The organism is Kitasatospora sp. NPDC087271, from assembly GCF_044744605.1.
In the GTDB taxonomy this organism is placed as follows: domain Bacteria; phylum Actinomycetota; class Actinomycetes; order Streptomycetales; family Streptomycetaceae; genus Kitasatospora.
Genome location: NZ_JBIUYQ010000001.1, coordinates 75,762 through 102,012, shown reverse-complemented (window position 1 = coordinate 102,012; position 26,251 = coordinate 75,762). Strand labels below are relative to the sequence as shown.

23 protein-coding genes and 1 riboswitch are annotated in these 26,251 nt (G+C 73.4%); of the genes, 9 read left to right on the top strand and 14 right to left on the bottom strand.

Annotated features, from left to right (window positions below; translation table 11 throughout):
- Nucleotides 1–6: 6 nt before the first annotated feature.
- From ACIO9K_RS00455 to ACIO9K_RS00445, 3 genes are read left to right on the top strand one after another with little or no spacing between them, the layout of a single operon-like run.
- Nucleotides 7–1,320: a hypothetical protein gene (locus tag ACIO9K_RS00455; protein WP_363616877.1), complete on the top strand. Its 1,314-nt coding sequence runs from the start codon at nucleotides 7–9 to the stop codon at nucleotides 1,318–1,320.
- Nucleotides 1,317–1,943: a precorrin-8X methylmutase gene (locus ACIO9K_RS00450; RefSeq protein ID WP_063350072.1), complete on the top strand. Its 627-nt coding sequence runs from the start codon at nucleotides 1,317–1,319 to the stop codon at nucleotides 1,941–1,943. Before ACIO9K_RS00455 ends, ACIO9K_RS00450 begins: the two co-directional genes overlap by 4 nt.
- Complete coding sequence (locus ACIO9K_RS00445) at nucleotides 1,940–3,460, top strand: precorrin-2 C(20)-methyltransferase (protein WP_363579113.1); 1,521 nt, start codon at nucleotides 1,940–1,942, stop codon at nucleotides 3,458–3,460. The genes ACIO9K_RS00450 and ACIO9K_RS00445 overlap by 4 nt, the downstream gene beginning before the upstream one ends.
- An 88-nt stretch (nucleotides 3,461–3,548) precedes the next feature.
- Here ACIO9K_RS00445 and ACIO9K_RS00440 read toward each other — a convergent pair whose 3' ends face one another.
- A complete protein-coding gene (locus ACIO9K_RS00440) occupies nucleotides 3,549–5,288 on the bottom strand; it encodes a TIGR03767 family metallophosphoesterase (protein ID WP_400325566.1) in 1,740 nt (579 codons plus the stop codon).
- A 296-nt stretch (nucleotides 5,289–5,584) separates the two neighbouring features.
- Between ACIO9K_RS00440 and ACIO9K_RS00435 the strand changes: the two genes are divergently transcribed.
- Together ACIO9K_RS00435 and ACIO9K_RS00430 are read left to right on the top strand one after the other, a co-directional pair.
- Nucleotides 5,585–6,871 (top strand): cobalt-precorrin-5B (C(1))-methyltransferase, encoded by a 1,287-nt coding sequence (locus ACIO9K_RS00435; protein ID WP_400325564.1) that lies wholly within the window; start codon nucleotides 5,585–5,587, stop codon nucleotides 6,869–6,871.
- A gap of 137 nt (nucleotides 6,872–7,008) precedes the next feature.
- Nucleotides 7,009–8,538, top strand: coding sequence for a UDP-N-acetylglucosamine 1-carboxyvinyltransferase (locus ACIO9K_RS00430; protein WP_363579107.1), 1,530 nt, complete (start codon nucleotides 7,009–7,011; stop codon nucleotides 8,536–8,538).
- A 71-nt stretch (nucleotides 8,539–8,609) separates the two neighbouring features.
- Here the strand turns inward: ACIO9K_RS00430 and ACIO9K_RS00425 are convergent, their stop codons facing one another.
- The 6 genes from ACIO9K_RS00425 to ACIO9K_RS00400 form a co-directional block, all read right to left on the bottom strand.
- Nucleotides 8,610–9,014 (bottom strand): DinB family protein, encoded by a 405-nt coding sequence (locus tag ACIO9K_RS00425; protein WP_400325562.1) that lies wholly within the window; start codon nucleotides 9,012–9,014, stop codon nucleotides 8,610–8,612.
- 226 nt (nucleotides 9,015–9,240) lie between these two features.
- Nucleotides 9,241–9,984 carry a cobalt-precorrin-6A reductase gene (locus ACIO9K_RS00420; protein ID WP_400326603.1) on the bottom strand — a complete coding sequence of 248 codons (744 nt, stop codon included), beginning with the start codon at nucleotides 9,982–9,984 and terminating at the stop codon, nucleotides 9,241–9,243.
- A gap of 5 nt (nucleotides 9,985–9,989) precedes the next feature.
- Nucleotides 9,990–10,751 (bottom strand): precorrin-4 C(11)-methyltransferase, encoded by a 762-nt coding sequence (cobM, locus tag ACIO9K_RS00415; protein WP_400325559.1) that lies wholly within the window; start codon nucleotides 10,749–10,751, stop codon nucleotides 9,990–9,992.
- Complete coding sequence (gene cbiE / locus ACIO9K_RS00410) at nucleotides 10,748–11,986, bottom strand: precorrin-6y C5,15-methyltransferase (decarboxylating) subunit CbiE (protein WP_363616891.1); 1,239 nt, start codon at nucleotides 11,984–11,986, stop codon at nucleotides 10,748–10,750. Before cbiE ends, cobM begins: the two co-directional genes overlap by 4 nt.
- A gap of 103 nt (nucleotides 11,987–12,089) precedes the next feature.
- Nucleotides 12,090–12,509 carry a gamma-glutamylcyclotransferase family protein gene (locus ACIO9K_RS00405; RefSeq protein WP_063350078.1) on the bottom strand — a complete coding sequence of 140 codons (420 nt, stop codon included), beginning with the start codon at nucleotides 12,507–12,509 and terminating at the stop codon, nucleotides 12,090–12,092.
- 130 nt (nucleotides 12,510–12,639) lie between these two features.
- On the bottom strand, nucleotides 12,640–13,233 hold the full coding sequence (locus ACIO9K_RS00400) for a dihydrofolate reductase family protein (RefSeq protein WP_400325554.1): 594 nt from the start codon (nucleotides 13,231–13,233) through the stop codon (nucleotides 12,640–12,642).
- A gap of 148 nt (nucleotides 13,234–13,381) precedes the next feature.
- On the opposite strand from ACIO9K_RS00400, the gene ACIO9K_RS00395 reads away from it, so the two are divergent.
- A complete protein-coding gene (locus ACIO9K_RS00395; RefSeq protein ID WP_363616895.1) occupies nucleotides 13,382–13,957 on the top strand; it encodes a TetR family transcriptional regulator in 576 nt (191 codons plus the stop codon).
- A gap of 54 nt (nucleotides 13,958–14,011) precedes the next feature.
- Here ACIO9K_RS00395 and ACIO9K_RS00390 read toward each other — a convergent pair whose 3' ends face one another.
- Entirely contained in the window at nucleotides 14,012–14,575 is a 564-nt protein-coding gene (locus tag ACIO9K_RS00390) for an EF-hand domain-containing protein (RefSeq protein ID WP_400325551.1), read from the bottom strand.
- Nucleotides 14,576–14,693: 118 nt separating this feature from the next.
- Nucleotides 14,694–15,125: a cytidine deaminase gene (locus ACIO9K_RS00385; protein ID WP_363616899.1), complete on the bottom strand. Its 432-nt coding sequence runs from the start codon at nucleotides 15,123–15,125 to the stop codon at nucleotides 14,694–14,696.
- Nucleotides 15,126–15,166: 41 nt separating this feature from the next.
- On the opposite strand from ACIO9K_RS00385, the gene ACIO9K_RS00380 reads away from it, so the two are divergent.
- Complete coding sequence (locus ACIO9K_RS00380) at nucleotides 15,167–15,349, top strand: hypothetical protein (protein WP_363616901.1); 183 nt, start codon at nucleotides 15,167–15,169, stop codon at nucleotides 15,347–15,349.
- A 79-nt stretch (nucleotides 15,350–15,428) separates the two neighbouring features.
- Here the strand turns inward: ACIO9K_RS00380 and ACIO9K_RS00375 are convergent, their stop codons facing one another.
- The 4 genes from ACIO9K_RS00375 to ACIO9K_RS00360 all read right to left on the bottom strand — a co-directional run bounded on the left by ACIO9K_RS00375 (nucleotide 15,429) and on the right by ACIO9K_RS00360 (nucleotide 21,084).
- On the bottom strand, nucleotides 15,429–17,069 hold the full coding sequence (locus ACIO9K_RS00375; protein ID WP_363616903.1) for an ABC transporter ATP-binding protein: 1,641 nt from the start codon (nucleotides 17,067–17,069) through the stop codon (nucleotides 15,429–15,431).
- 106 nt (nucleotides 17,070–17,175) lie between these two features.
- Entirely contained in the window at nucleotides 17,176–18,168 is a 993-nt protein-coding gene (locus ACIO9K_RS00370) for an ABC transporter permease (protein ID WP_363616905.1), read from the bottom strand.
- Nucleotides 18,169–18,291: 123 nt separating this feature from the next.
- A complete protein-coding gene (locus tag ACIO9K_RS00365; protein ID WP_363585857.1) occupies nucleotides 18,292–20,043 on the bottom strand; it encodes an ABC transporter substrate-binding protein in 1,752 nt (583 codons plus the stop codon).
- Nucleotides 20,044–20,118: 75 nt separating this feature from the next.
- Nucleotides 20,119–21,084, bottom strand: coding sequence for an ABC transporter permease (locus ACIO9K_RS00360; RefSeq protein WP_363616907.1), 966 nt, complete (start codon nucleotides 21,082–21,084; stop codon nucleotides 20,119–20,121).
- A gap of 305 nt (nucleotides 21,085–21,389) precedes the next feature.
- A riboswitch (ZMP/ZTP riboswitch) is annotated at nucleotides 21,390–21,485 on the top strand.
- A 29-nt stretch (nucleotides 21,486–21,514) separates the two neighbouring features.
- Between ACIO9K_RS00360 and ACIO9K_RS00355 the strand changes: the two genes are divergently transcribed.
- Nucleotides 21,515–23,005, top strand: coding sequence for a glycine hydroxymethyltransferase (locus tag ACIO9K_RS00355; RefSeq protein WP_400325545.1), 1,491 nt, complete (start codon nucleotides 21,515–21,517; stop codon nucleotides 23,003–23,005).
- Nucleotides 23,006–23,167: 162 nt separating this feature from the next.
- On the opposite strand, the gene ACIO9K_RS00350 is transcribed toward ACIO9K_RS00355, so the two are convergent.
- Nucleotides 23,168–24,598, bottom strand: a complete 1,431-nt coding sequence (locus tag ACIO9K_RS00350) for an aldehyde dehydrogenase family protein (protein ID WP_400325542.1) — start codon at nucleotides 24,596–24,598, stop codon at nucleotides 23,168–23,170.
- 592 nt (nucleotides 24,599–25,190) lie between these two features.
- On the opposite strand from ACIO9K_RS00350, the gene ACIO9K_RS00345 reads away from it, so the two are divergent.
- Complete coding sequence (locus tag ACIO9K_RS00345) at nucleotides 25,191–26,180, top strand: class I SAM-dependent methyltransferase (protein WP_363616912.1); 990 nt, start codon at nucleotides 25,191–25,193, stop codon at nucleotides 26,178–26,180.
- Nucleotides 26,181–26,251: the final 71 nt, after the last annotated feature.

Genomic DNA, 26,251 nt, shown 5'->3' with positions numbered 1-26,251 from the left:
GCGGCCATGCCACCGACACCCGACGCCACCGCGCCGGGCGCCGCGGTGCCCGACCGGGGGCGCGCGGACGCCTGCCCAGGGGCCCTTCGTCTACACCCGGCCGACGACGGCGCCCTGGCCCGGGTCCGCCTGCCCGGCGGCCTGCTGACGGTCCGTCAGGCGCTGGCGCTGGCCGACGCCGCCGAGGCACTCGGCGACGGCGAACTGGAGACCACCTCCCGCGGCAACGTCCAACTCCGCGGCCTGGCTTCGCGCTGCGGAGCCGAACTCGCCGAACGGCTGCGCGCCGTCGGCCTGCTGCCCTCGGACACGCACGAACGGGTCCGCAACATCGTGGCCTCCCCGCTCGCCGGGCTCGACGGACACGGCTTCGCCGACGTGCAGGCCTGGGTGCGGGAGCTGGACGCGCGGCTGTGCGCGAGCGACTGGGCGGCCGGGCTCTCCGGCAAGTTCCTGTTCGCGCTGGACGACGGGCGGGGCGACGTCGCCGCGTTCGACGCCGATGTGACATTGATCGCAGGCCCGGACGGGTCGGCGCTGCTGCGCCTCGGACGGGCCGCCCACGGGCGTCCGGTGCCGGCGGGGCAGGAGGTGACGGCCGTGCTCGACGCGGCCCGGACCTTCCTGGACGTGCTACGGGAGAGCGGGCGCAAGGCCTGGCACCTGCGCGAGGTCCCCGAGCTGCTGCCGGCCGGGACCGTGCCGGTGCCCGCCTTCGCCGGGGCCGCGCCCGCGGTCGGCGTGGTCCCTACGGCCGGTGCGGTCCGGACGGTCGGCCCGCTCGCCACGGCGGCGGGCGGGGCCGTGGCGGGCGGGCTGTCGGTGGGCATGCGCTTCGGCCGGGCCGGTGCCGCGCAGTGGCGGGAACTCGCGGGCGCCTGCGCCGGGGAGATCCGGCTGACGCCCTGGCGCGGCGCGGTGCTGCCGGGGGCGCAGGCCGACCGGCTGCCCGCGCTGGCGGCGGCCGGGTTCCGGACCGCGCCCGGCTCGCCCTGGGAGCGGGCCACCGCCTGCACCGGGCTGCCGGGGTGCGCCAAGTCGCGGGCCGACGTCCGGGCCGACGCGGCGCGGGCGCTCGATGCGGCGGCCGTCGCCGGGAGCCCGCCGGTTACGGGCCTTCCGACCGCCGGTCTCCCGGTGCACTGGTCGGGGTGTGAACGGCGCTGCGGTCATCCGGCCGGGCGGTGGGTGGACGTGCTCGCCACCGGGCAGGGCTACCGGGTGACGGTGAACGGTCCGGCGTCCGCCGGGGCGGCCGTGGACGTGACGAACGAGGAGATGGCCGAGGCGGTCGCCGAGGCCAGGAGGACCACGAAGTGATCGAGTACGAGAAGGACGGCGCGTCCATCTACCGCCAGTCCTTTGCCACCATCCGTGCGGAGGCCGACCTGGCCGCCCTCCCGGCGGACGTCTCCCAGGTCGCGGTGCGGATGATCCACGCCTGCGGGATGGTCGACCTGGTCGAGGACCTGGTGTACTCGCCGGGCGTGGTCGCCTCCGCGCGCGCGGCGCTGCGGGCCGGGGCGCCGATCCTGTGCGACGTGAACATGGTGGCGAGCGGCGTCACCCGCAAGCGGCTGCCCGCCGACAACGAGGTCGTGTGCACCCTCACCGACCCGTCCGTGCCGGAACTCGCCCGGAAGATGGGCAACACCCGAAGCGCCGCCGCCATGGAACTGTGGCTGCCCCGGCTGGAGGGCGCGGTGGTGGCCGTCGGCAACGCGCCGACCTCGCTGTTCCGGCTGCTGGAGATGATCGAGGCCGGTGCGCCGCGCCCGGCCGCGGTGATCGGCGTCCCGGTCGGCTTCATCGGCGCCGCCGAATCCAAGCAGGCCCTGGCCGAGCACCCGTCCGGCCTGGAGCACCTGGTGGTGCGCGGCCGGCGCGGTGGCAGCGCGATCGCCGCCGCCGCCGTCAACGCGATTGCGAGCGAAGAAGAGTGACGGATCGTCAAACCCCTGGTGTCGGCCGGCTCTACGGCGTCGGGCTCGGCCCCGGCGACCCGTCGCTGGTGACCGTCCGGGCGGCCGAACTCATCGGCAAGGCCGATGTGGTGGCCTATCACAGTGCCCGGCACGGCCGGTCCATCGCGCGTTCGATCGCCGAGCGCTATCTGACGGGTGGTCAGGTCGAGGAGAAGCTGGTCTACCCGATCACGGTCGAGACCACCGACCACCCGGGCGGCTACCGGGGCGCGCTGGACGACTTCTACGAGGAGGCCGCCGCCCGGCTGGCCGCCCACCTGGACGCCGGCCGCGACGTCGTGGTCCTCGCCGAGGGCGACCCGCTGTTCTACGGCTCGTACCAGCACATGCACAAGCGGCTCGCGCACCGCTACCCGACCGAGGTGGTGCCGGGCGTGACCTCCGTCAGCGCCGCGGCCGCCCGGCTCGGCCAGCCGCTGACCGAGGCCGAGGAGACGCTCACCGTCATCCCGGGAACGCTGCCCGAGGAGGAGCTGACGGCGCGGATCGCCGCCGCCGACTCCGCCGTGATCATGAAGCTGGGGCGCACCTTCCCGGCCGTCCGGCGGGCGCTGGAGCGGGCCGGCCGGCTCGACGACGCGCAGTACGTCGAGCGCGCGTTCATGGACGGGGAGCGCATCCTGCCGCTCGCGGAGGTCGAGGGCGAGACCGTCCCGTACTTCTCGGTGGCGGTGCTGCCGAGCAAGGTCGCGCCGCTGGAGCCGGTGGAGCGGCGGACGGACGGTGCCGGTGCGGTGGCCGTCATCGGCACCGGTCCGGCCGGGCCGCTCTGGCTCACCCCCGAGGCGCGCGGCGTCCTGGCCGAGGCGACCGACCTGGTCGGCTACACCACCTACCTGGACCGGGTGCCCGAGCGGCCGGGGCAGCGGCGGCACGCTTCGGACAACAAGGTGGAGTCGGAGCGCGCCGAGTACGCCCTCGAACTGGCCCGCCGCGGGCACAAGGTCGCGGTGGTGTCCTCGGGCGACCCGGGCGTCTTCGCGATGGCCACCGCCGTCCTGGAGGTCGCCTGCGAGGAGGCCTACCGGGACGTCCCGGTGCGGATCGTCCCGGGGATGACCGCGGCCCACGCGGCCGCCTCCCGGGCCGGCGCCCCGCTCGGGCACGACTACGCGGTGGTGTCGCTGTCGGACCGGCTCAAGCCCTGGGACGTGGTGGCCCGCAGGCTGCGCGCGGCGGCCGAGGCGGACCTGGTGCTCGCGCTCTACAACCCGGGCTCGAAGTCGCGCACCACGCAGGTCGCCCTCGCCCGGGACCTGCTGCTGGAGTACCGCGCGCCCGAGACGCCGGTGGTGATGGCGCGCGACGTCGGCGGGCCGACCGAGCGCGTGCGGATCGTCCGGTTGGGCGAGCTGGATCCGGCGCTGGTCGACATGCGGACGATCCTGCTGATCGGCTCCTCGCAGACCCGGGCGGTCGAGCGGGGCGGCGGCGTGGAGGTCGTCTGGACGCCGCGGCGGTACCCGGAGGAGTAGCGGGCGACGACTGACAGATGACAGCTAACAGATTTCATCATCTGTTAGCTGTCATCTGTTTTCTGTTACTTGTTCGCCGCCGCCTCCGTCACCGGGTCGGCTTGGCGATCACCAGCTCCGTGTTGTGGTCCTCGCCCGCGCCCAGCAGCGCCGCCGGCCGGCCGTTCGGGTCGTTGTACGACAGTTCGCGGTACAGCGCGGCGAGGTTGGCGTCCGAGGTGCTGCCGAAGTCCGTGCCGTACGGTGCGGAGGACTCGATCAGCGTCGTGAACAGGGAGAGCGTGCCGTCCCCGTTGTCCGCGATCTCGATGATGCGCCCGTGCTGCGGGTAGTCGATGTGCGAGGCGGTGTTGATCTCCCAGAGCGCCCGCTCCGGCACGGCGTGGCCGTGCGCCGTGACCTTGTTCATGTGGGTGTGCCCGTTCACCCACGCGATCACGTTCGGGTAGCGCTGGAGCAGCGCCACCAGCTCGTTGCCGTCGTGCCGCTTCTCGAAGATGTTGCGCGGGTCGGGCAGCAGGTTGCCCATGGTGGTGCTCGTGTGGTGGCTGAACAGGAGGATCACCTCGTCCGTGCTGCCGCCCGTCACCTTGCGTCCGTCGGTGTCGTACCAGTGCCCGCTGTGCGCCTTCAACTGCTGCTCCAGCCAGCGCAGTTGCGCGGTGCCCAGCGAACCGTCCGCGAATCCGGCCTGGTTGGTGGTGTCCAGGCTGATGCCGACCACCTTCTCCGAGATGCGGAAGGTGTAGTAGAGCTTGCCGCTGCCCACCATGTCCGAGGTGAAACCGTGCCCGTACGGGCCGGCGCCGGTGTGCGCCGGGTTCAGGTGGGCCTTGGCGAACTCCTTGAGCGTGAACGGCCGTCGGCGCTCGTCCGGGGTGATCCGGCGCACCGCGTCGCCGCTTGCGAGCAGCTTCGCGAGCAGGAGCGCGGCGCCGGCCGGGTCGCGGCGCAGCGAGTCCATCAGCTGGGCCGCGTCCGCGTCGTTGCAGCCCTCCAGCTTGTACTGGCCGGTGTAGAGGTCGTTCAGCAGCCCGAGGTCCGGCAGCGAACCCTCAAGGCTGTCGTCGTGGTTGCCGACCGTCGTGTACCAGGGCGTACGCAGGCCCGGGGCGTCGAACGGCCGGCCGGCGGCGTCGAGGAAGCCCGGTATCTGCGGGAAGCCCTTCGCCTTGTAGCCGTCGCTGTAGGCGAGTTCGGGGTTCCAGTAGGCGGCGTTGCCCGAGTTCTGCACGCCTTCGTAGCGGTTCGGGTCGCCGGTGTTCTGGGCGAGTCGGCCGCCGCCCATGACGGTGAGGTACCAGTCGAGTTCGGCCTGCTCGTGGTTGTCGGTGTTGTCGCCGGTGGCCATCACCATGCTGAACGGCATCCCGGTGTAGGGGCCGCCGTCGAGCGCGTTGACCCGCTCGACGAGGGCCGAGACGCCGCGGGCGTTCAGGGCCTCCTGCGGCCGGTACGCGCTGCCGTTGAACCGGGCCAGGTACTCGAATCGCACCGGGGACTCGGTGTCCACCAGGTGCAGGTCGCTGAACTGGACGAAGCTGGCCAGCCCGGTCCGCCGGTCGTCCCGCCCGGTGCCCGGCGCCGCCAGGTCGCCGCGCACCACCAGCGGCCAGCCCGGCCCGGCCGTCAGCCGCTTGTACCCGCCGGTGCCGACGGGCGTGGCCACCTGGTCGAGCGTGGTGCCCGTCGTCCTGACCGCCCGCGCGGCGGTGGCCGCCAGTGCGCGCTCGCGCTCCGCCGCCGAGGCGAACTGCCCGCCGCCCAGCGACAAGGCCGACCAGGCGGCGGCCACCGACGTACCGGTGAGGAACGTACGCCGACTCATCCCTGCCACAAGAACCCCCACATGCTGATGGCCCGGCCGGACAACCCGGACACCGGACCCCGTGTCATGAACCCGCCTCTGGCGGACCGCCAGATTACTCACTGGTAGGCGCGAGGTGTGAGGCCCGTGCGGAGAACTCTTCGGGAACGCGGGGCAGCGGCCGCTCCCCGACTCGGACACCGGGTCGCGGGGCCCTGCTGACCGCCCCCGGTCGGGGCGCGGTCAGGCGAATGGGGGAAAATCGGTACCGACGGTCGGTGCGGCCGCACCTCAACGGAGTCGGAAGCGAGACGCAGGTGGCCAAAGCGGGAGCCGAAGCGGGAGCCGAGGCCGGGGGCAAGGCCGGGGCCGAAGCGGCGGCCGAGGCCGGAGCCGAAGCCGGGGGCCGGGCCGGCCAGCTGAAGAGCAGCGGCCTGCGGCACGGCTGGACCACGGGCGCCTGCGCCACCGCCGCCACCAAGGCCGCGTACACCGCGCTGCTCACCGGCGAGTTCCCGGACCCGGTGACCATCACCCTCCCCAAGGGCCAGCAGCCGGCCTTCGCCCTCGCCGCCGAGGAGCTCGCCGTCGAGGAACTCACCGCCGAGGAACTCGCCCCCAGGGCCGGGGGACTGGCTGCCGGGGTCCTCGCGGCCGGGGGTCGAGCCGCCGTCCCGCCCGGGCCGGCGAGCGCGATGGCCGCCGTGGTCAAGGACGCCGGCGACGATCCCGACGTCACCCACGGCGCGCTGATCCGCTCGACGGTGCGGGCCGGCGAGCCCGGCGCCGGAGTGGTGTTCCGGGCCGGACCGGGGGTGGGGACGGTCACCAAGGCGGGCCTGCCGCTGCCCGTCGGCGAGCCCGCGATCAACCCGGTGCCCCGGCAGATGATCCGCGACGCCGTGGCGGAGGTGGCCGCCGCGCACGGCGGCAGCGGGGACGTGGTGGTCGAGATCTCCGTGGACCACGGCGAGGAGATCGCCCGTTCCACCTGGAATCCACGGCTGGGCATCCTCGGGGGCCTGTCCATCCTCGGCACCACCGGCATCGTCGTCCCCTACTCCTGCTCCGCCTGGATCGACTCCATCCGCCGCGGCGTGGACGTGGCCCGGGCGGCGGGCCGCACCCACGTGGCCGGCTGTACCGGCTCGACCTCCGAGAAGGTCGCCGTCGCCGTGCACGGACTGCCCGAGGACGCGCTGCTCGACATGGGCGACTTCGCGGGCGCCGTCCTCAAGTACCTCAAGCGCCACCCGGTGCCCCGGCTGACGATCGCGGGCGGCTTCGCCAAGCTGTCCAAGCTCGCCGCCGGTCACCTCGACCTGCACTCGGCGCGCTCCCAGGTGGACAAGGGGTACCTGGCCGAACTGGCGCGGCGCGGCGGGGCCGACGGGGTGTTGGCCGAGGCGGTGGCCGCCGCCAACACCGGGTTGGAGGCGGTGCAGTTGTGCCGGGCGGCCGGGGTGCCGCTGGGCGATCTGGTCGCCGAGGCGGCGCGGGCGACGGCGCTCGGCGTGCTGGTCGGTTCGCCGGTGGCGGTGGACGTCATCTGCATCGACCGCGCGGGCACCGTCGTCGGCCGGGCGGAGCCGCTCGGGCCGTGACGCTCTCACAGAATCGCGGCAATACCGCCTGGTGATGTGAAGATCTGACGTTCATACGGGGCAAGAAACGGACAAAAGGAGTGTCACGCCCACCCCCGGCTCTGTTGTCATCTCAACCATGAGATATGGTCTGGCGAGTGACAGGCGACTACCTCACCCGTATCGGCACCCTCATCCGTACCGCCCGCCAGCACCGCGGCTGGTCCCAGGCGCAGCTCGGCGAGGCCCTCGGCACCAGCCAGAGCGCGGTCAACCGCATCGAGCAGGGCAAGCAGAACGTCAGCCTTGAGATGATCGCGCGCATCGGCGAAGCCCTCGACAGCGAGATCGTCTCCCTCGGCTACTCCGGCCCGATGCACCTGCGGGTCGCCGGCGGCACCCGACTCTCCGGCGCCATCGACGTCCGCAGCAGCAAGAACGCCTGCGTCGCGATCCTCTGCGCCTCACTGCTGACCACCGGACGCACCACGCTGCGCAGCGTCGCCCGGATCGAAGAGGTCTACCGCATCCTCGAGGTGCTCACCAGCATCGGCGTCAAGAGCCGCTGGACCAACGACGGCCGCGACCTCGAACTCACCCCGCCCGCCGAGCTCGACCTCGCGGCGATGGACGTCGAGGCGGCCCGCCGCACCCGCAGCGTGCTGATGTTCCTCGGCCCGCTGATGCACCGCGCCAGCCGCTTCGCCATCCCGTACGCGGGCGGCTGCGACCTCGGCACCCGCACCGTCGAGCCGCACCTGACCGCGCTGCGCCGCTTCGGGCTGGAGGTCGCCACCACCGGCGGCGCCTACCACGCCTCGGTCGAGCCGGGCACCCCGCTGGACCGTCCGATCGTGCTGACCGAGCGCGGGGACACCGTCACCGAGAACGCCCTGCTGGCCGCCGCCCGGCACGACGGCGTCAGCGTCATCCGCAACGCCTCGCCCAACTACATGGTCCAGGACCTGTGCTTCTTCCTGGAGAAGCTGGGCGTGCGGATCGAGGGCATCGGCACCACCACCCTCACCGTCCACGGCGTCCCGGAGATCACCTGCGACGTCGACTACACCCCGGCCGAGGACCCGGTGGAGGCGATGAGCCTGCTCGCCGCCGCCGTCGTCACCTCCTCCGAGCTGACGATCCGCCGGGTGCCGATCGAGTTCCTGGAGATCGAACTCGCGGTGCTGGAGGGGATGGGCCTCGACTACGACCGGACCCCCGAGTACCGGGCCCACAACGGCCACACCCGCCTGGTCGACCTCACCGTGCGCCCGTCCAAGCTGACCGCGCCGATCGACACCATCCACCCGATGCCGTTCCCCGGCATCAACATCGACAACGTGCCGTTCTTCGCGGCCATCGCCGCGGCCGCCCACGGCACCACGATGATCCACGACTGGGTCTACGACAACCGTGCGATCTACCTCACCGAGCTGACCCGCCTCGGCGCCGACGTCAAGCTCCTCGACCCGCACCGCGTCCTGGTCCAGGGCCCCACCCGCTGGCGCGCCGCCGAGATGATGTGCCCGCCGGCGCTCCGCCCCGCGGTCGTCATCCTCCTCGCGATGCTCGCCGCCCAGGGCACCTCCGTCCTGCGCAACGTCTACGTCATCAACCGCGGCTACGAGGACCTCGCCGAGCGCCTCAACTCCATCGGCGCGCAGATCGAGACCTTCCGCGACATCTGATCAGATCCGGATCCGAGTGGCAGTCAGATGGCCGACCGGCCCCCCGCGTTGGGGCTGGTCGGCCGTTTCGGCTACTCGCCGGTGGTGCCGTCGAGGTGTTCGCGCAGGAGGTCGGCGTGGCCGTTGTGGCGGGCGTACTCCTCGATCATGTGGGTGAGGATCCAGCGCAGCGAGAAGACCTCCTCGCCGTAGTGCCCCAGGACGTCCAACGACTCGGCGGCCGCGACGAGTTGCCGGGCGTGGTCGCACTCGCGGCGCCAGACCGCGAAGGCCTCGTCCGGGTCGGCGGTGTCGGCGTCGAACTCGGCGAAGGAGCCGTCGGGGTTCTTCCAGAAGCCGGGCCGGGCCTCGTCGTTGAGGACGTTGCGGAACCAGCTGCGCTCCACCTCGGCGAGGTGGCGGACCAGCCCGAGCAGGGAGAGACCGGAGGGTTCGAGGGCCCGGGTGCGGAGCTGTCCGGGGTGAGGCCGGCGCACTTCGACGCGAGCGTGTCGCGCTGGTAGTCCAGGAAGCTGGCCAGGGTGGCCCGTTCGTCGGCCGCGCGCAGGGTCGTGGTGCGGTGATCGTCTGCCATCGGCCCGTCCTGCCGGTGCGGCGCCGAACCCGCCCGGTAATTTCTCGCGGCCCGGTCGGCCCGGTCGGCCCGGTCGGCCCGGTCGGCCCGCCCGGGCCCGGTTGGTTCGGCTGACCCGACCCGCCGTTCTAGCGCAGGTCCTGCAACCACCGCACCGCGCCCGGTACGTCCGGGGCCACCGGTACGCCGTCCGGGACCGGCGGACGCCGCACGATGATCACGGGCAGGTGGAGTTCGCGTGCGGCGGTGAGTTTGGGTGCGGTCGCGGCGCCGCCGCTGTCCTTGGTGACCACGACGTCGATGCGGTGCTCGCGCAGGAGCACCCGCTCGTCGTCGAGCGTGAACGGCCCCCGGTCCAGCAGGACTTCGAAGGACGGCGGCAACGGGGGCTCGGGCGGGTCGACTGACCGGGCGAGGAAGTGGACCCCGTCGAGGTGGGCGAAGGTGGCGATGCCCTGTCGTCCGGTGGTGAGGAAGACCCGTCGCCCGAGGCCGGGCAGGAGTTCGGCCGCGGCGGCGAGCGAGGGGACGGGGAGCCAGCGGTCCCCGGCGACGGGTGTGAAGCCGGGGCGGCGTAGCACCAGCAGCGGTACGCCGGTGGCCGCCGCCGCGAGGGCCGCGTTGCGGGACATTCCGGCGGCGAACGGGTGGGTGGCGTCGACGACCGCGTCGACCCGTTCGCCGCGCAGCCAGTCGGCCAGCCCCTCGGGGCCGCCGAAGCCGCCGATCCTCACCTCTCCGGCGGGCAGCCGGGGTTGGGCGACCCGGCCGGCCAGCGAACTGGTGACCCGCAGGGACGACAGCTCGGCGAGTGCGGCGGCCAGCGCCCGCCCCTCCGTCGTCCCGCCGAGGATCAGGACGTGCCGGGTCACGGGGTTCACGCCCCGCAGGGCTCGTGCGGGCGTTCGCGCTCCGCCGAGTAGAGGTGGCTGTCGCGGAACTGCTCGGCGGCCAGCGTCCGTCCGACCAGGATGACGGCGGTGCGCACCACGCCCGAGGCCTTGACCTGCCCGGCGATGTCGGCGAGGGTGCCGCGCAGCACCAGCTCGTCCGGCCGGCTGGCCATCGCGACGACGGCGGCCGGGCAGTCGGCGCCGTAGTGCGGGAGCAACTGCTCGACGACGTCGTCCACGTATCCGGCGGCCAGGTGCAGTACCAGCAGGGCGCCGCTGCGGCCGAGGGTGGCCAGGTCCTCGCCCTCGGGCATCGGGGTGGCGCGCTTGGCGATCCGGGTGAGGATGACGGTCTGGCCGACGGTCGGGACGGTCAGCTCCCGCTTGAGTGCGGCCGCTGCGGCGGCGAAGGCGGGCACGCCGGGGACGATCTCGTACGGCACGCCGGCCGCGTCGAGGCGGCGTATCTGCTCGGCGACGGCGGAGAAGACGGACGGGTCGCCGGAGTGCAGCCGGGCCACGTCCTGTCCGGCCTGGTGCGCGCGGACCAGCTCGGCGATGATCTGGTCCAGGTTGAGCTGCGCGGTGTCGACGAGGCGGGCGCCGGGCGGGCATTCGTCGAGCAGTTCGCGCGGCACCAGGCTGCCGGCGTAGAGGCAGACCTCGGCGCGGGCCAGGAGGCGCTGGCCGCGCAGGGTGATCAGGTCGGCGGCGCCGGGGCCGGCTCCGATGAAGTGGACGGTCACGACGCGTTCTCCTGAGGGGTGTTGGGCTTGACGGCGGACCACTGGGTGACCGGCATGGCCTGCCGCCACCCGGTGAAGCCGCCCACCGGGACGGCGTGCGCGACGGCGAGCTTGACGAGCTCCCCGCCGTGGCGCCGGTACCACTCGGTGAGCAGCGCCTCGGATTCCAGCGTCACGGTGTTGGCGACCAGCCGGCCGCCCGGTCGCAGGGCGGCCCAGCAACTGTCCAGCAGGCCGGTCGCGGTGAGGCCGCCGCCGATGAACACCGCGTCGGGGGTGGGGAGTTCGGTGAGCGCGGCGGGGGCCGGACCGGTCACCACGCGCAGTCGTGGCACGCCCAGGGCGGCGGCGTTGCGGGTGATCCGCTCGGCCCGCGCCGGGTCGCGTTCGATGCTGACGGCCTGGCAGTCGCGGTGCGCGCGCAGCCACTCGACGGCGATCGAGCCGGAGCCGCCGCCGACGTCCCAGAGCAGTTCGCCGGGGGAGGGGGCGAGGGCGGCGAGGGTGGCGGCGCGCACGTGCCGCTTGGTGAGCTGGCCGTCGCTCTCGTAGGCGGCGTCGGGCAGGCCGGGGACGAGCGAGCTGCGGGGGCCGTCGCCGAGGTCGACCGCGATGACGTTCAGGGGGTCGCCGGGCGGGTGCGGCCAGCCGTCGGCGGTGCCGTCGAGCTGTCGTTCGGTCGGGCCGCCGAGCTGTTCGAGCACGCGCAGGCGGGCGGCGCCGTAGCCGCGCGCGGTGAGCAGCGCGGCGACGGCGGCCGGGGTCGTGGCGTCGGCGCTCAGCACGAGCAGGCGGCGGCCGGGGTTCAGGGCCAGGGCGAGGGTGTCCAGCGGGCGGCCGACCAGGCTGACCACCTCGGTGGACTCCAGCGGCCAGCCGAGTCGGGCGCAGGCGTGGGAGACGGAGGAGGGGTGCGGCAGGACGCGCAGCCGCCCGGCGCCGACGGTCTCGGCGAGGGTGCGGCCGATGCCGTGGAACATCGGGTCGCCGCTGGCCAGGACGGCGACCCGGCGGTCCGCGTGCGCGGCGAACAGTCCGGGGACGGCCGGGCGCAGGGGGGACGGCCACGGGACGCGCTCGGCGGCGACCTCGTCGTGGGGGAGGAGGTTCAGCTGCCGGGGGCCGCCGACGACCACCTCGGCTGCCCGTAGGGCGGCGCGGCCGGTGGTGGAGAGGCCGGGCCAGCCGTCGGCCCCGATCCCGACGACGGTGATCGGGGGTGGCAGCTCGGGCACCGGGTGGCTCCTTGTCGTTCGGCGGGCGCCGTGAGTAGAGGGAACAACTGTCGGGGCAGCCTACCTGGCGGTATCCGGCCGGTCGTCTCCCGCCCGTCCCCCGCTACCGGTCCGCCCAGTCCCCCGAGTCGATCACCGCGGGCCGCTCCCGCAGCCGGCTCTCGACGACGGGCCCGGCGAAGTACACCCAGGCCTCCCGCACCTCGCCCGCCGCCGTCCGCACCGGCAGCCGCCGCCGTACGTACAGGCCGGTCCCGTCCGCCCGGCAGTCCTCCAGCCGGTCCAGCGCCGCGAGCGCTCCGGCGTACGCGCCGGGCCGTACGGTGATCAGCTCGCCCACGATCCGGCGCCCGGGCGTCGCGTCCGGCACCGCGTACGGGTACCCGGGGCCGTCGTGCAGCGTGGCGCCGTCCAGCACGGCCGGGCGGATGTCGGCGCAGCGTCCGGCCAGGTGGGCGGCGTGGTTGCGGCCGCCGCTGCGCAGGGTGCCGTAGACGAAGAACGGCAGGGCCTCCTCGGACACGGGTTCGACCTCTCGGCTTGGGGGAGCGCCCACGGTGCGTCCTCGCGCCCGCGCGGCGATAGCGCCCCTCGCCCCGCGTGTCCCGCGCCCCGCGTGTCCCGTGCCCCGCGCGTCCGCCCGGTGGTGGGCGTCAGGCGGCGTCCGGGGTGGTCCGCGCGTAGGTGAGGACGACGTTGCCGCGCTCGAAGACGCGGCTGTCGGTGAGCGTGAAGGCGCGGGGCTCGAACTCCGCGCGGAACAGCGGGACGCCCGACCCAACCACCACCGGGTACTGCTTGATGATCAACTCGTCGATCTCGGGCAGCAGCTGGCCGGCCAGGTCGGCGCCGCCGCAGAGCCAGATGTCGAGCCCGTCCTGCTGCTTCAGCCTGCGGACCAGGGCCACCGGGTCCTCCGCGGTGACCTCCACCGCCGGGTCCGGGCCGGCACCGAGGGTGCGGGAGACCACGATCTGCCGCAGGTGGGCGTAGGGGCTGGTGAGGCCCGCGGCCAGCCCCGGTGCGTAGGTGCCACGGCCCATGACGACGGTGTCGAAGCGCTTGTTGGGCGCCTCCGCGATGCCGAACGCCGCGCGGCCGGGGGTGGGGATGGTCTCCGGGTACTCGGCGAAGAGCACCGAGGTGTAGTCCTCGGTGAGGAACGGCGCGAAGAAGTCGAAGCTGTCGTCCGGGCCGGCGATGAAGCCGTCGATGGTGGTGCCGATGAAGTAGCTGAGCTTGCGCATGCAGGTCCTCTGGAGTCGGGAAGCGGCGCGGACCGTGCGGCCTGTCGCCTAACCACTCCGACTATAGTACTCCAGCCATAGTGGTTGCCGGGATGTTTTCAGGCCGGGCGCCCCGGCCCCCGAAAACCCCGCGAGAGAGAATCGGCCCATGGTCCAGAACCCCGCCCGCCGCACCGCCCTCGCCGACGCCGCCATCGAGGTCCTCGCCCGCGACGGCGCCCGCGGCCTCACCTTCCGCGCGGTCGACGTGCAGGCCGGCGTCCCCAACGGCACGGCCTCCAACTACTTCGCCAACCGCGACCACCTGCTCCACCAGACCGCCCGGCACATCCACCACCGGCTCACCCCGGACCCGGCCGTCATCGCCGACCTGCTGCGGGCCCCGCGTGACCGCGCCCTGGTCGCCGCCCTGATGCACGACCTGATCCGCCGCATCTCCGCCGACCGGGCCGGCTACCTCGCGATGCTCGAACTGCGCCTGGAGGCCACCCGCCGCCCCGGCCTGCGGGCCCAGCTCACCGGCACCATCCGCGAGCAGCTGGAGGCCAACGTCGCCTACCACCTCGACGGAGGACTGCCCGGCGACCGCGAGACCGTCCTCGTCCTCTACCTCGCGATGACCGGCCTGATCGTCGAACACCTCACCCTGCCCGAGGTGTTGGGCACCGACACCCTGCCCGCCCTGATCGAGACCATCGTCGAGCGCATCGTCCCCGCCACCTGACCCCGCTGACCTCGCGTTCCGGCGGGCGGGAGGGCAGCTCTGCCGGAGGGGGTGTCAGAAGGTGTGCGGGGGCTTGCCCGTCCACCAGTTGCCGGGGGCGTCGGGGTCGCGGCTGGTCCAGAACTCGATGATCGCGCTGGTGAACTCGGCTGCGGAGAGGGTGCCGTCGCCGTCGCGGTCGAGGTGGCGGAAGGCCTCGTCGGCGTCGTCGCGGGAGAGGTCGGCGAAGTGGCCGCGCTGGAAGACGAAGAACTCGCCGGCGTCGACCGTTCCGCTGCGGTCGGTGTCGGCGACGGCGAGGAAGGCGTCGGCGAGTGCGCCGAAGCTGGTCCGCGCGGCCTCGGGGTCGTCGGAGAGGGCGCCGGTCGAGCGGACGAACTGTTCGCGGGTGATCGCCTCGGTACCGGCGGGCAGGTGGGCGAGGTGCAGGTCGTGCCAGACCGTCAGGTACGCGCGGACGATGATGGCCTCGGCCTCCGAGCCCTCCTGGTGGCCGAGCGAGCGGGCGACGGCGATGCCCATGAGGACGTGGTCCCGTTCGGTGAGGAGCCCGTCGCCGTCGGCGTCGAGGTGGTCGAACCCGTGGTTGATCTTTGCTGTGAGCAGGTCGTCCGACAATGTGCCCCCTCGGTTGGCGATCACTACGACACGTCGCCAGCACGCTAGTGCCTGGAGTCGCGCTCGCGCAGCCGAACGACGGGCGAACGGCCGCTCGGGCGGCTCGAAGGCAGGGCCGCTAGCCGTCCTGGTGCTCGGCCCAGACGTACGCCTCGGGGAGCAGGTCGAGGATGGGCAGGGCGAGCAGCTCCGTTCCCCGCTTGACGATGACCTCGACCGTCGGGAAGTAGTCGAGCAGCACCTGCCGGCAGCGGCCGCACGGCGGCACGACGCCCCGGTCCTGGTCGCCGACCGCGACGACCGTGGTGAGGTCGTACGCGCCCTGGCCGGCGGCCGCGCCGATGAGGACGAGCTCCGCGCACGGGCCGCCGGTGAAGTGGTAGGCGTTCACGGCCGTGACGATCCGCCCGTCGGCGTTGCGTCCGGCGGCCGCGACGGTGTGGTTGTCGCCCCGGCAGTAGCGCCGGGCCACCGCCCGGGCGGCCTCGACGAGCTCGCGGTCGACGGCTGCGCGGTCTCCTGCGGAGTCGGATTGATCGCTGGCGGACATATTCGCTGGGGCTCCTTGATCGCACATGACAGGCTTCGAGCATGGACCGACCGCCCCTGATCGTGCCAACGCTTTACGAGGGCCCCTTCATCCTTCGCCCCTGGCGCCTCACCGACCTCGCCGTGGTCCGGGAGGCGGGCACCGACCCGTACATCCCGCTGGTCACGACCGTCCCGGCCGCCTCCGCCGGGTACGACGACGAGCGCCGCGACCTGCACCTCTAGGCGCTCCTCCCCACCGACCCCCGCGAGGCCACGGCCAGTCCCCTCACGGCCGCCCCCCCCGCGAGGACCGGCCCCAGCGCTAGTGCACCGCGGCCAGCAGTTCCCGGGTGTACTCGGTGTGCGGCGCGCTGAACAGGCGGTCGCGGTCGGTGGACTCGACCAGCCGGCCCCGGTGCATCACGGCCACCCGGTCGCAGAAGTGCCGTACCACGGCGAGGTCGTGCGAGACGAACAGGAAGGCGACGCCGAGGCGTTCGCGTAGCTCCATCAGCAGATTGAGCACCTGCGCCTGGACCGAGACGTCGAGGGCAGACACCGGTTCGTCCGCGATGATCAGGCGCGGCTGCGGGGCGAGGGCCCGCGCGATGCCGATCCGCTGGCGCTGTCCGCCGGAGAACTCGTGCGGGTAGCGGTCCAGGTGGGCGGCGGGCAGCCCGACCTGGTCCAGCAGTTCGGCCGAGCGCTCCCGCCGCTGCGCCGCGTCGAGTGAGGTGTGCAGGCGCAGCGGGGTGTCAAGGGTCTGGGCGACGGTGCGGCGCGGGTTGAGGGAGGCGTACGGGTCCTGGAAGACCAGCTGGATCTCCCGGCTGAGCCGGCGCCGCAGCTCCCGGCCCGGGCGGGTGACGTCCTGGCCGTCGTACAACACCGTTCCCGAGGTGGGCTGTTGGAGGCCGGCCAGGACGCGGGCGGTGGTGGACTTGCCGGAGCCGGACTCGCCGACCAGTCCGAGCGTCTCGCCGGGTGCGATCCGCAGTCCTACGCCCTCCACTGCCCGGACGGGCTCGGCGCGCAGGCTGGGGAGGCGGCGCCGTCCGGGGAAGTGGACGGCGAGGTCCGCCACCTCGACGAGCCAGCGCTCGGGGCGCCCGACAGCCCGGGGCGCGAATGCGGCGACGGGTGACGGATCGTCAACTGTCGGCAGCGGTGAGCCGGGTACGGAGTCCAGGGTGAGCGCCGCCCCGACCAGTGCGCGGGTGTACGGCTCGCGCGGCGCGGCCAGCAGTTCGGCGGTCGGCGCGGACTCGACCTGGACGCCGCCGCGCAGCACGAGCGTGCGGTCCGTCGTCCCGGCGACCACGCCGAGGTCGTGGCTGACCAGCAGCACCGCCGTGCCGTGCTCGCGCTGCAACTCGCCGAGCAGGTCGAGGACTTGCCGCTGCACCCGGGAGTCCAGGGCGGTGGTGGGCTCGTCGGCGATCAGCACCTGCGGGTCGTTCATCAGCGCCATGGCGATCATCACCCGCTGGCGCATCCCGCCGGAGAACTGGTGCGGGAAGTCGCGCACCCGGGCGGCCGGGATGCCGACCCGGTCGAGCATCGCGGCGGCGCGTCGGCGGGCCTCGGCGCGACCGGCGCCGGGGTGGTGCAGCCGGTACATCTCGGCGAGTTGGGCGCCGACGCCGTGGAAGGGGCTGAGCGAGGTGAGCGCGTCCTGGAAGACCAGCGCGGCCCGGCCGCCCCGGACCGGACGCAGCGCGGACTCCGTCGCGCCCACCAGCTCCTGCCCGCCCAGCCGGATCGAGCCGGTGACGGTGGTGGTGCGAGGGTCGTGCAGGCCGAGGACGGCGAGTCCGGTGGCCGACTTGCCGGAGCCCGACTCGCCGACCAGACCGAGGACTTCACCGGCGGCCAGGTCGAAGGAGAGCCCCCGGACGGCGGTCACGGGAGCGCCGCCGCGCGGGTCGGCGAAGGTGACGGTCAGATCGCGAACGCTCAGCACGGGCTCCGCGGCAGGCGCGGCACCGGGCCCAGGAGCGGCCTCCGACACGGCTCCGGGCGCGCCCCCGGACACGGACTCAACAGTGGACGTCATCGAACGGCTCCAGTCAGCTCAGGCGGATTCGCGGGTCGAGCCAGGCCACCACCAGGTCGGCCAGCGCGACGAACAGCACCACGAAGCAGGCGGCCAGCAGTACCGCGCCGACCACTGCGGGCAGGTCCTGCCCGGACACCGCCTGGGCGGCGAACCGCCCGACCCCGTTCAGCCCGAACACCGTCTCGGTGATGACCGCCCCGCCGAGCAGCACTCCGGCCTCCAGCCCGAGCAGTTGCACCAGCGGCCCGGCGGCGCCGCGCGAGGTGTACTTGAGGTGGGCGCGCAGCCGGCCGAGGCCCTTGCCGCGCGCGGTGCGGACGTACTCCTCGTTCATCGTCTCCAGCAGCTGGGAGCGTGAAAGCCGGGCGAACACGGCGGAGTTGACGAATCCGAGGACGAGCCAGGGGAGCAGCAGCCCGCCCGCCCAGGCCGCGAGGTCCTCGGTCGGCGGGGTGTAGGAGGGCAGTGGCAGCAGGCCGGTGGAGTAGACCAGTGCCCACTGGGCGACGTATCCGAGGAAGTAGATCTGCACGCTGGCGCCGACGAGGGTGAAGCCGGAGAGCAGCCGGTCGGTGCGGCCGCCGTGCCGTAGCGCGGAGACGAACCCGGTGCCGAGGCCGAGCACCAGCAGGACGGCGAGGGCGCCGGCGGTGAGCGAGAACGTGACCGGCAGGTGGTCGGCCAGGGCCTCGGTGACGGGCTGGTGCAGCCGGTAGGAGTAGCCGAGGCACGGCGCGTCGCAGTGGATGACCGAGCCGTCCACGTCGCCGATGTCGCGCCCGGCGACGACCCCGGTGAGGTAGTCGGTGTACTGGGTGAGCAGCGGCTGGTCCAGGCCCATGCTCTGGCGCACCGCCGCGACTTGGCCGCTGTCGCAGCGCGGGCCGCAGGCGGCGCGGGCCGGGTCGGCGGGCGCGGCGTAGAAGAGGGCGAAGGCGGCGGCGGAGACCGCGACCAGGACGGCGAGGGCCTGGAGGGTCCGCCGCAGGGCGAAGGAGAGCATGGCCGGTCCGGGGTCGACGGGACGGGGAGGCGTGCGCGGGGCAGGACTACGTGCAGTGCACGGGGAGTGCGGGAGTTCAGGGGCCCGCCCCCGCACCGACCGGCGCGGGGGCGGGTGCGGCGGTCAGGACTTCAGGTACAGCCACGCCAGGCTGACCGTGCCGTAGATGGGGTGGATGAACGCCCCGCCGACGTTGGAGCCGCGCACCTGGTTGACGTTCGCGTAGACGAACGGCAGCACCGGGACGTCCTGCATCACGGTCTTCTCCAGCGCGTACAGCTCCTTGGCCTTGGCGCGCGGCTCGCCGATCTGGTTGATCCGGTCGATCTCCTTGTCCACCGCCGGGTTGCGGTAGCGCGCGGAGTTGAGGTCGCTGCCGGCGCGGCCGTCGAAGGAGAACGGAATCAGCGTGGACGGGGTCGGCCAGTCGACGGAGGAGGTCTCCTCGAACAGGTCGTACGGGGAGTCGGCGCGGTGCACCTCGTCCAGGAACGCCTTGGGGTCGATCGGCTTGGGCACGATGGTGATGCCCGACTTGGCGAAGCCGTCCACCAGCACCTGCGCGGTGCGCTGCCCGTCCGGGGTGTTCTTGTACCCGTAGGTCAGGCTCGTCGGCGCCTGCTTGGCCTTGGCGAGCGCGGCCTTGGCGGCCTCCGGGTCGCCTTCGGGCTTGACCGGGTGGAGGTCGTACTTCTCCCAGTCGATCAGCGCCGGCGAGCTGAGCGTGGTGGCGAGTTCGCCGATCCGGGAGCCGCCCTGGACCTGGCGGGCCTGCTGGCGGGGGTAGCCGAGGTGCAGGGCCTTGCGGACCTCGACGTCCGGCACCCGCTCGTTGTTGATCACCAGCTGGGTGACGAAGGCGCCCTGGCGCCCGGAGACGACCAGGTCCTTGGCCTTCGGGTCGGTGTCGGCGGTCTGGTACAGCTCGGGGGAGAGCACGTCGGAGGCGGTGGTGGCGCTGGCGCCGCCGTCGCGCCCGGACAGGATCTCCTGGTTGATGTTGAGCGCCTCCTTGCCGAACGTGAAGACGAACTTGTCCGGGTACTGGCTGCGGATCGGGTCGGTCTCGGCCTTCCAGGCGGGGTTGCGCTCCAGCACCATGCGGGTGTTCTGGACGTGCTCGACGATCCGGTAGGGGCCGGTGGCGAACGGCTGCCGGTCGTAGTCCGTCCCGGTGTCCTTGTCCCGGCGCACCGGCGAGGACGAGGACTGCGCGGCCATGTACGGGACGTCGGCCTGCGGCTGCGGGAAGTGGAAGACGATGGTGTGCTCGTCGGGCGTCTCGATCGCGGCCAGGTCGCCGTCCTGCGGGCCGGCGTACTTGGCGCGCGCCGCCTCGTAGCTGGCCTCACCGGTGAGCCACTGCGGCCAGTACGGCGGGCCGACCTCGTAGCCCTTGCCGAAGCTGCGCTCGATGCCGTACTTGACGTCCTGGGCGGTGATCGGCTTGCCGTCCTCCCAGGCCACGCCGTCCTTGAGCTTGTACGTCCAGGTGCGCCCGCCGTCGCCGGAGGTGCCGGTGTCGGTCGCCAGGTCGCCGACCAGCTTGGCCTTGCCGTCGACGACCTGGTACTGCGTCAGCTGGCGGCCCCAGAGCAGCGAGGCGTTGTACGTCGCGCCCGCGTAGACCTTCTGCGGGTCGAGGTGGCGGAACTCGACGCTGTTGTACACGTTCACGGTGCCGCCCACGCGGGCGCCGGCAACGGCGGGGGCCGGTCCGGCGCTCTCCTTCTCGCCGCCGAGCGCGGCGGTCAGCGGGGACGTCTCCTTGGCGGCCGCCCCGGCGGGCGCCGGGCCGGTGCCCGCACCGGCCGAGCAGGCGGTCGCCAGCAGGGCGGTGGCGACGACGGCGAGGGACGGTCTGGTCCAGCGCATGGCGAATCTCTCCTTGCCCCGGGAGCCGGGGCGGGTCGGGGCGGGCTTGGGGTGATGGACGGAGAAGGGCGGGGCTCAGCGGGCGGCGCGCGGGTCCAACGCGTCCCGGACGGCGTCGCCGAGCAGGTTGAAGGCGAGCACGAAGAGCAGCAGGGCGACACCGGGGAAGACCATGTAGGTCGGATCGGCCTGGAAGACCTCGGAGCCGCGGGAGATCATCCGCCCCCAGTCCGGGATCGGCTCCGTGATGCCGACGCCGAGGAAGGACAGCACCGCTTCGGAGGCGACGAAGGTCGGCACCGCCATGGTGGCGTGCACCAGCAGCTGCGAGCGGACGTTCGGCAGCAGTTCGTGGACGACGACATGGAATCGACCGGCGCCCTGGGCCCGGGCGGACTGCACGAAATCCCTTTCCCGGAGGGACCGCACGGTGGCCCGCAGGGAAAGCGCGAGCGGAATCCAGCCGAACGCGGAGAAGACCAGGATCAGCACCAGGAACTGCATCCACTCCGGTTCCGCGGCGCCCGGATCGACCAGCCGGGACTGGATGACGGGGCTCAGCGCGAGGAGCAGGAGCAGGGTCGGAAAGGCCAGCAGCACGTTGGCCAGGAAGCCGAACAGCCGGTCGGCGATCCCGCCGAGGTAGCCGACCGCGACCCCGGCCAGCACGCCGAGCGTGGTGGTCACGGCGGCGGAGGCGAAGGCGATCAGCAGCGAGGTGCGGATGCCGTAGAGCAACTGGGTCAGGACGTCCCGGCCGAGCCCCGGCTCCAGGCCGAACCAGAAGTCGCCCGAGATGCCGCCGTTCGGCAGGACGGGCAGGCCGCCGTCGCTGAGCAGGCCGGGGGAGTTCTGGCCGTAGTGCTCGACCGGGTTCTTCCCGTACAGGGCGGCGATCAGCGGGGCGGCGAGGGCGAGCAGCAGGAAGAGCAGGACGACGGCGAGGGCGGCGGCGCCGACCCGGTCGCGCAGGAGCCGGCCGAGCAGCCTCGGCGCGGCGGGTGCGGGGACGGAGCCCGCTGCTGTTTCGACCACGGCCATGAGAGGCGTACTCCCCGAATTCTCCGCCGCCCTGTGGGTGAGGGTGCGCTGGTGTGCATTTCCGAACCAGCCCCCGGGGGTTTCCCGTCGGCCGTTCGAGCGCCATCAGACCGGATGCGCGGGGAGGTCCGCAAATCACCTCCGGCGGTTTTCCCCGGCATTGTTTCGGCGCGTATTGCGGCTTCATTCGGCGTCATTGCGCCGCAATACCGGCGTTGCAGAAGAACGGACATCGAGGGGCGAAACGGGCGCGCCGTCCCGAATCCTGAGATCTCCGCCACATCCCCCCGGGCATTGGTACGATCCCGGGGAGCCGCGACTGGCGCGCACGGATGGAACCGACCATCGGGAAGCGGCTCCGTGCACCCGCACGACAGTTGCCGAGCGCCTGGGCCGTCCGTACTCGTCCGTGCACCACGAGGAGACCGCCTTGGCCACCCCGCACACCCCTCCGGCCGTTGAGGCCGCTCAGGCCCCGCACACCGCCGCCGGCGCGGCCGCCGACACCGCCTTCCGCAGCGCCCTCGACGTGGTCGCCGACGTGGAGCCGCGGATCGCCGCCGCCATCGGCCGGGAGCTGGAGGACCAGCGCGCCTCGCTCAAGCTGATCGCCAGCGAGAACTACGCCTCCCCGGCCGTGCTGCTCGCCATGGGCAACTGGCTCAGCGACAAGTACGCCGAGGGCACCGCGGGCCGGCGCTTCTACGCGGGCTGCCGCAACGTCGACACCGTCGAGACCGTCGCCGCCGAGCACGCCCGCGCCCTGTTCGGCGCCGACCACGCCTACGTCCAGCCGCACTCCGGCATCGACGCCAACCTCACGGCCTTCTGGGCCGTCCTCTCCCAGCGGGTGGAGAGCCCGGCGCTGGAGCGGGCCAAGGTCCGGGGCGTCAACGACCTCACCGAGCAGGACTGGGCGCAACTGCGCCAGTCGCTCGGCAACCAGCGGATGCTCGGCATGTCCCTGGACGCCGGGGGCCACCTCACCCACGGCTTCCGACCCAACATCTCGGGCAAGATGTTCGACCAGCGCAGCTACGGCACCGACCCGGCCACCGGCCTGATCGACTACGACGCGCTGCGCGAGACCGCCCGGGAGTTCCGCCCGCTGATCCTGGTCGCCGGCTACTCCGCCTACCCGCGACTGGTCGACTTCCGGCGGATGCGCGAGATCGCGGACGAGGTCGGCGCGACCCTCATGGTCGACATGGCGCACTTCGCCGGCCTGGTCGCGGGCAAGGTGCTGACCGGCGACCACGACCCCGTCCAGCACGCCCAGATCGTCACCACGACCACCCACAAGTCGCTGCGCGGCCCGCGCGGCGGCATGGTGCTGTGCGACACCGAACTGGCCGAACACGTCGACCGCGGCTGCCCGTTGGTGCTCGGCGGGCCGCTCTCGCACGTCATGGCCGCCAAGGCGGTCGCCTTCGCCGAGGCCCGCCGGCCCGAGTTCAGGACCTACGCCCGCGCCGTCGTGGACAACGCCCGGGCGCTCGCCGAGGGCCTGCTGCGCCGCGGCGGCCGGCTGGTCACCGGCGGCACCGACAACCACCTCGTCCTCGCCGACGTCTCCGGCTACGGCCTGACGGGGCGTCAGGCGGAGGCGGCGCTGCTGGACTCGGGCGTCGTCACCAACCGCAACTCCGTCCCGCAGGACCCGAACGGCGCCTGGTACACCTCGGGCGTGCGCCTCGGCACCCCGGCGCTCACCACCCGTGGCCTCGGCGCCGCCGAGATGGACGAGATCGCCGCCCTGATCGACACCGTGCTGCGCGCCACCACCCCGACCACCACCGCGGGCGGCGCCCCCTCCAAGGCCCAGTACCGCCTCGACGACGCCGTGCGCGACGGCGTCGCCAAGCGCGCCGCCGACCTCCTCGCCCCCTTCCCCCTCTACCCGGGCGTCGACCTCGCCTGACCGGCCCCGCCCGACCGGCCCCGCCCGACCGGCCCCGCCCGACCGGCCCCGCCCGACCGGCCTCACCCGACTGGCCTCGATGCCCGAACCCCCGGGCCCGCCGCCCCACGTGCGGCGGGCCCGAAGCCGGTGCCGCGGCCGGTACCCCGCTCGGCGCCGCGGTCAGTACTGCAGCGACTTGTACTGGAGGAACTCCTCCAGGCCGTGGCGGCCCAGTTCGCGGCCGAGGCCGGAGCTCTTGTAGCCGCCGAACGGCGCGAGCGGGTTGAAGCGGCCGCCGTTGAGGTCGACCTGGCCGGTGTCGAGGCGGCGGGCGAAGGCGGCGGCGGTGTCGGTGTCCGTGGCCCAGACGCCGCCGGCCAGGCCGTACTCGGTGTCGTTGGCGAGTTCGGCGGCGTGGTCCTCGTCCCGGTAGGGGAGGACCACCAGGACGGGGCCGAACACCTCCTCCCGGGCGATCGCCATGTCCCCCGTGACGTCGGCGAGCACGGTCGGGTGGACGTAGAAGCCGGCGGGCAGGCCCGGGACGGGCTCCGCGCCGCCGACGACCAGCCGGGCGCCCGCGGCGAGCGCGCCCTCGACGTAACCGCGCACCCTGGCCAGCTGCTTGGCGTTGACCAGCGGGCCGATCCGGGTCTGCGGGTCGGTCGGATCGCCCGGGGCGTACTTGGCGGCGGCCTTCGCGGCCGTCGCGACGGCCTCCTCGTACTGGTCCCGGTGCACCAGCAGGCGGGTCCACGCGCTGCACGTCTGGCCCGAGTTGGCGAACACGTTGGCGATGTTGACGTTGACCGCCCGGGCCAGGTCCGCGCCCGGCAGCACCACGTTGGCGGACTTGCCGCCGAGTTCCAGGGCGACCCGCTTCAGGCCCCGGCCCGCCGTCTCGGCGACCTGTCGGCCGACGGCGGTGGATCCGGTGAACGAGACCATGTCCACGCCCGGATGGGCGGCGAGCGCCGCACCCGCCACCACGCCCGTGCCGGTCACCAGGTTGAACGTGCCCGCGGGGAAGCCCGCCTCGTGCACCAGCCGGGCGAACAGCCGGGCCACCAGCGGGGTGTCCTCGGCGGGCTTGAGGACCACCGGGCAGCCGGCCGCCAGGGCCGGGACGGCCTTGGCGACGATCTGGTGCAGCGGGTAGTTCCACGGCGTGATGGCCGCGACCACCCCGGCGGGCTCGGCGAGCACCACCGAGTTGCCGATCCGTTCCTCGAAGGGGTGCTCGGCGAGCAGTGTCAGGTAGGAGGTCGCCACGGTCAGCGGCGCTCCGGCGTGCACGGCGGCGGCGAAGCCGACCGGGGCGCCGAGTTCGGCGACCACGGTGGCGGTGATCTCCTCCTGGGCGGCGGCGATTTTGTCCCGCAACCGGGTCAGCAGGGCGAGCCGGTCCGCGCGGGCGGTCGTCGCCCAGCCGCGGGCCGCCCGGCGGGCCGCGGCGACCGCGGCGTCGATGTCGGCCGGCCCGCCGGCCGGCACGGTGGCGAGCACCTGCTCGGTCGCCGGGTTCAGCACCTCGATCGACCCGGCGTCGTCCAGGGAGGGCCGCCAGGCGCCGTCGATGTACTGGTCGCCGTACTCCGCGTACTGCTGCACCGAGTGTCCTCTCATCCGGTCGGCCGATTGACCAACAGCGCTAGTCAAAGGGCCAGTCAAGGCGGCCCGGTCGGCCGCGCGCAAGAGCCAATCCGGCCCGGTGGGCCGGCGGGTCACCCCGGGGCGAACCGCGCGGTGTTCTCGTCGGACGGCTCGGTCCGCGCCCGCGCGCCGCTCGTCCGACCGCTCAAGGGCCTCGCACGGCCACGGCACCGGGCGGCCGCCCCCACCGCCTCCGCCGTCAGCTCCACCGCCCGCCGTCGGACGTCCAGTTGACGATCAGCGTGCGGCGCGACCGGTCGCGCCGTGGTCCGCCGCCGCGGGACACCGGACGAACCGTCCCGAAGGCTCCGTGTTCACCCTCCGGCAGCGAAACGACGGTCCGCGAAAATCATTGCGCGAAAAGCTCCTCACGCCCGCGGGCACCGCTGTAGATTGCAGCGAACTCAGCGGTGAGGCACTACTGTTGCCAGTGGTTCGTAGTGGTGCACATGGTCCGGGACCAGCGTGTCCCACGGTCGGGCGGGGGCTGCCACCGGGCTGAGGTCTGGCTCAAATCCGCAGGTCATCCGTACCGCATAAGGAGCATCCCGTGACCGATGCCGCGTTGAAGGACGAGTCGCAGCGGCCTGCCGAACCAGCCGTGCTGGACGACGTTCCGGGCTGGTTCTGGGAGCATGACCGGCACTCGTTCGACTGGTTCATGGGACGGCAGGAGAAGACCGGGGTCACCGGCGACCTGCTGGAGATGGGTGCGTACCTGGGCCGCAGCGCGATCGTGATCGGCGAGCACCTCCAGCCCGGCGAGTCCTTCACCGTCTGTGACCTCTTCGACTCGGACGCGCCGGACGACGAGAACGCGGCCGAGATGGACATCTCCTACCGGAAGTCGCTGACCCGCTCGGCCTTCGAGGTCAACTACCTCGCCTTCCACGAGGAACTGCCGGAGATAATCCAGGCCCCGACCTCCGCCCTGGCCGGCGGGCGGATCGCGGCGGGCACGTTCCGCTTCATCCACATCGACGCCTCGCACCTGTACGAGCACGTCGTGGGCGACCTCCAGGTGGCCCGGGTGGCGCTCCAGGACCAGGGTGTCGTCGTCCTGGACGACTACCGCTCGCAGCACACCCCGGGCGTGGCCGCCGCGACCTGGGGCGCGGTCTTCAACCACGGGCTCAAGCCGATCATGTTGACCGAGTGCAAGTTCTACGGCACCTGGGGGGATCCGGAGCCGTTCCAGCGCGACCTGCTCGACCGGGTGGACCTCGCCGAGGGCTGCTACCTCAGCTCCGAGACCCTGAACGGGCAGCAGGTGCTCCGGATGACCGGAAGCTCGGACGGCATCGACGCGTTCCGCCCCTCCCGCCACCACCGGCGGCTGACCTCCGAAGCGGCCCGGAACGAGGCCTCGCAGTCCCGCCGGGCGGCCCAGGAGGCCCAGGAGGAGGCCGCCCGCGACCTCGCCGCCCGCCGCGCCCGCGCCGCCGAACTGCGCCGCCCGGCCAATGTCGCCAAGCGCGCCGCCCGCGACCTGCTCCCCCCGGTCGTCACCGCCGTCATCCGCCGCGCCCGCCGCGGCTGACGGCCGCCCGCCGACGGATCCGACCGGGACCCGGCACCCCGCCCAGTCCTGTCCCATCCGGCCCCCGTCAA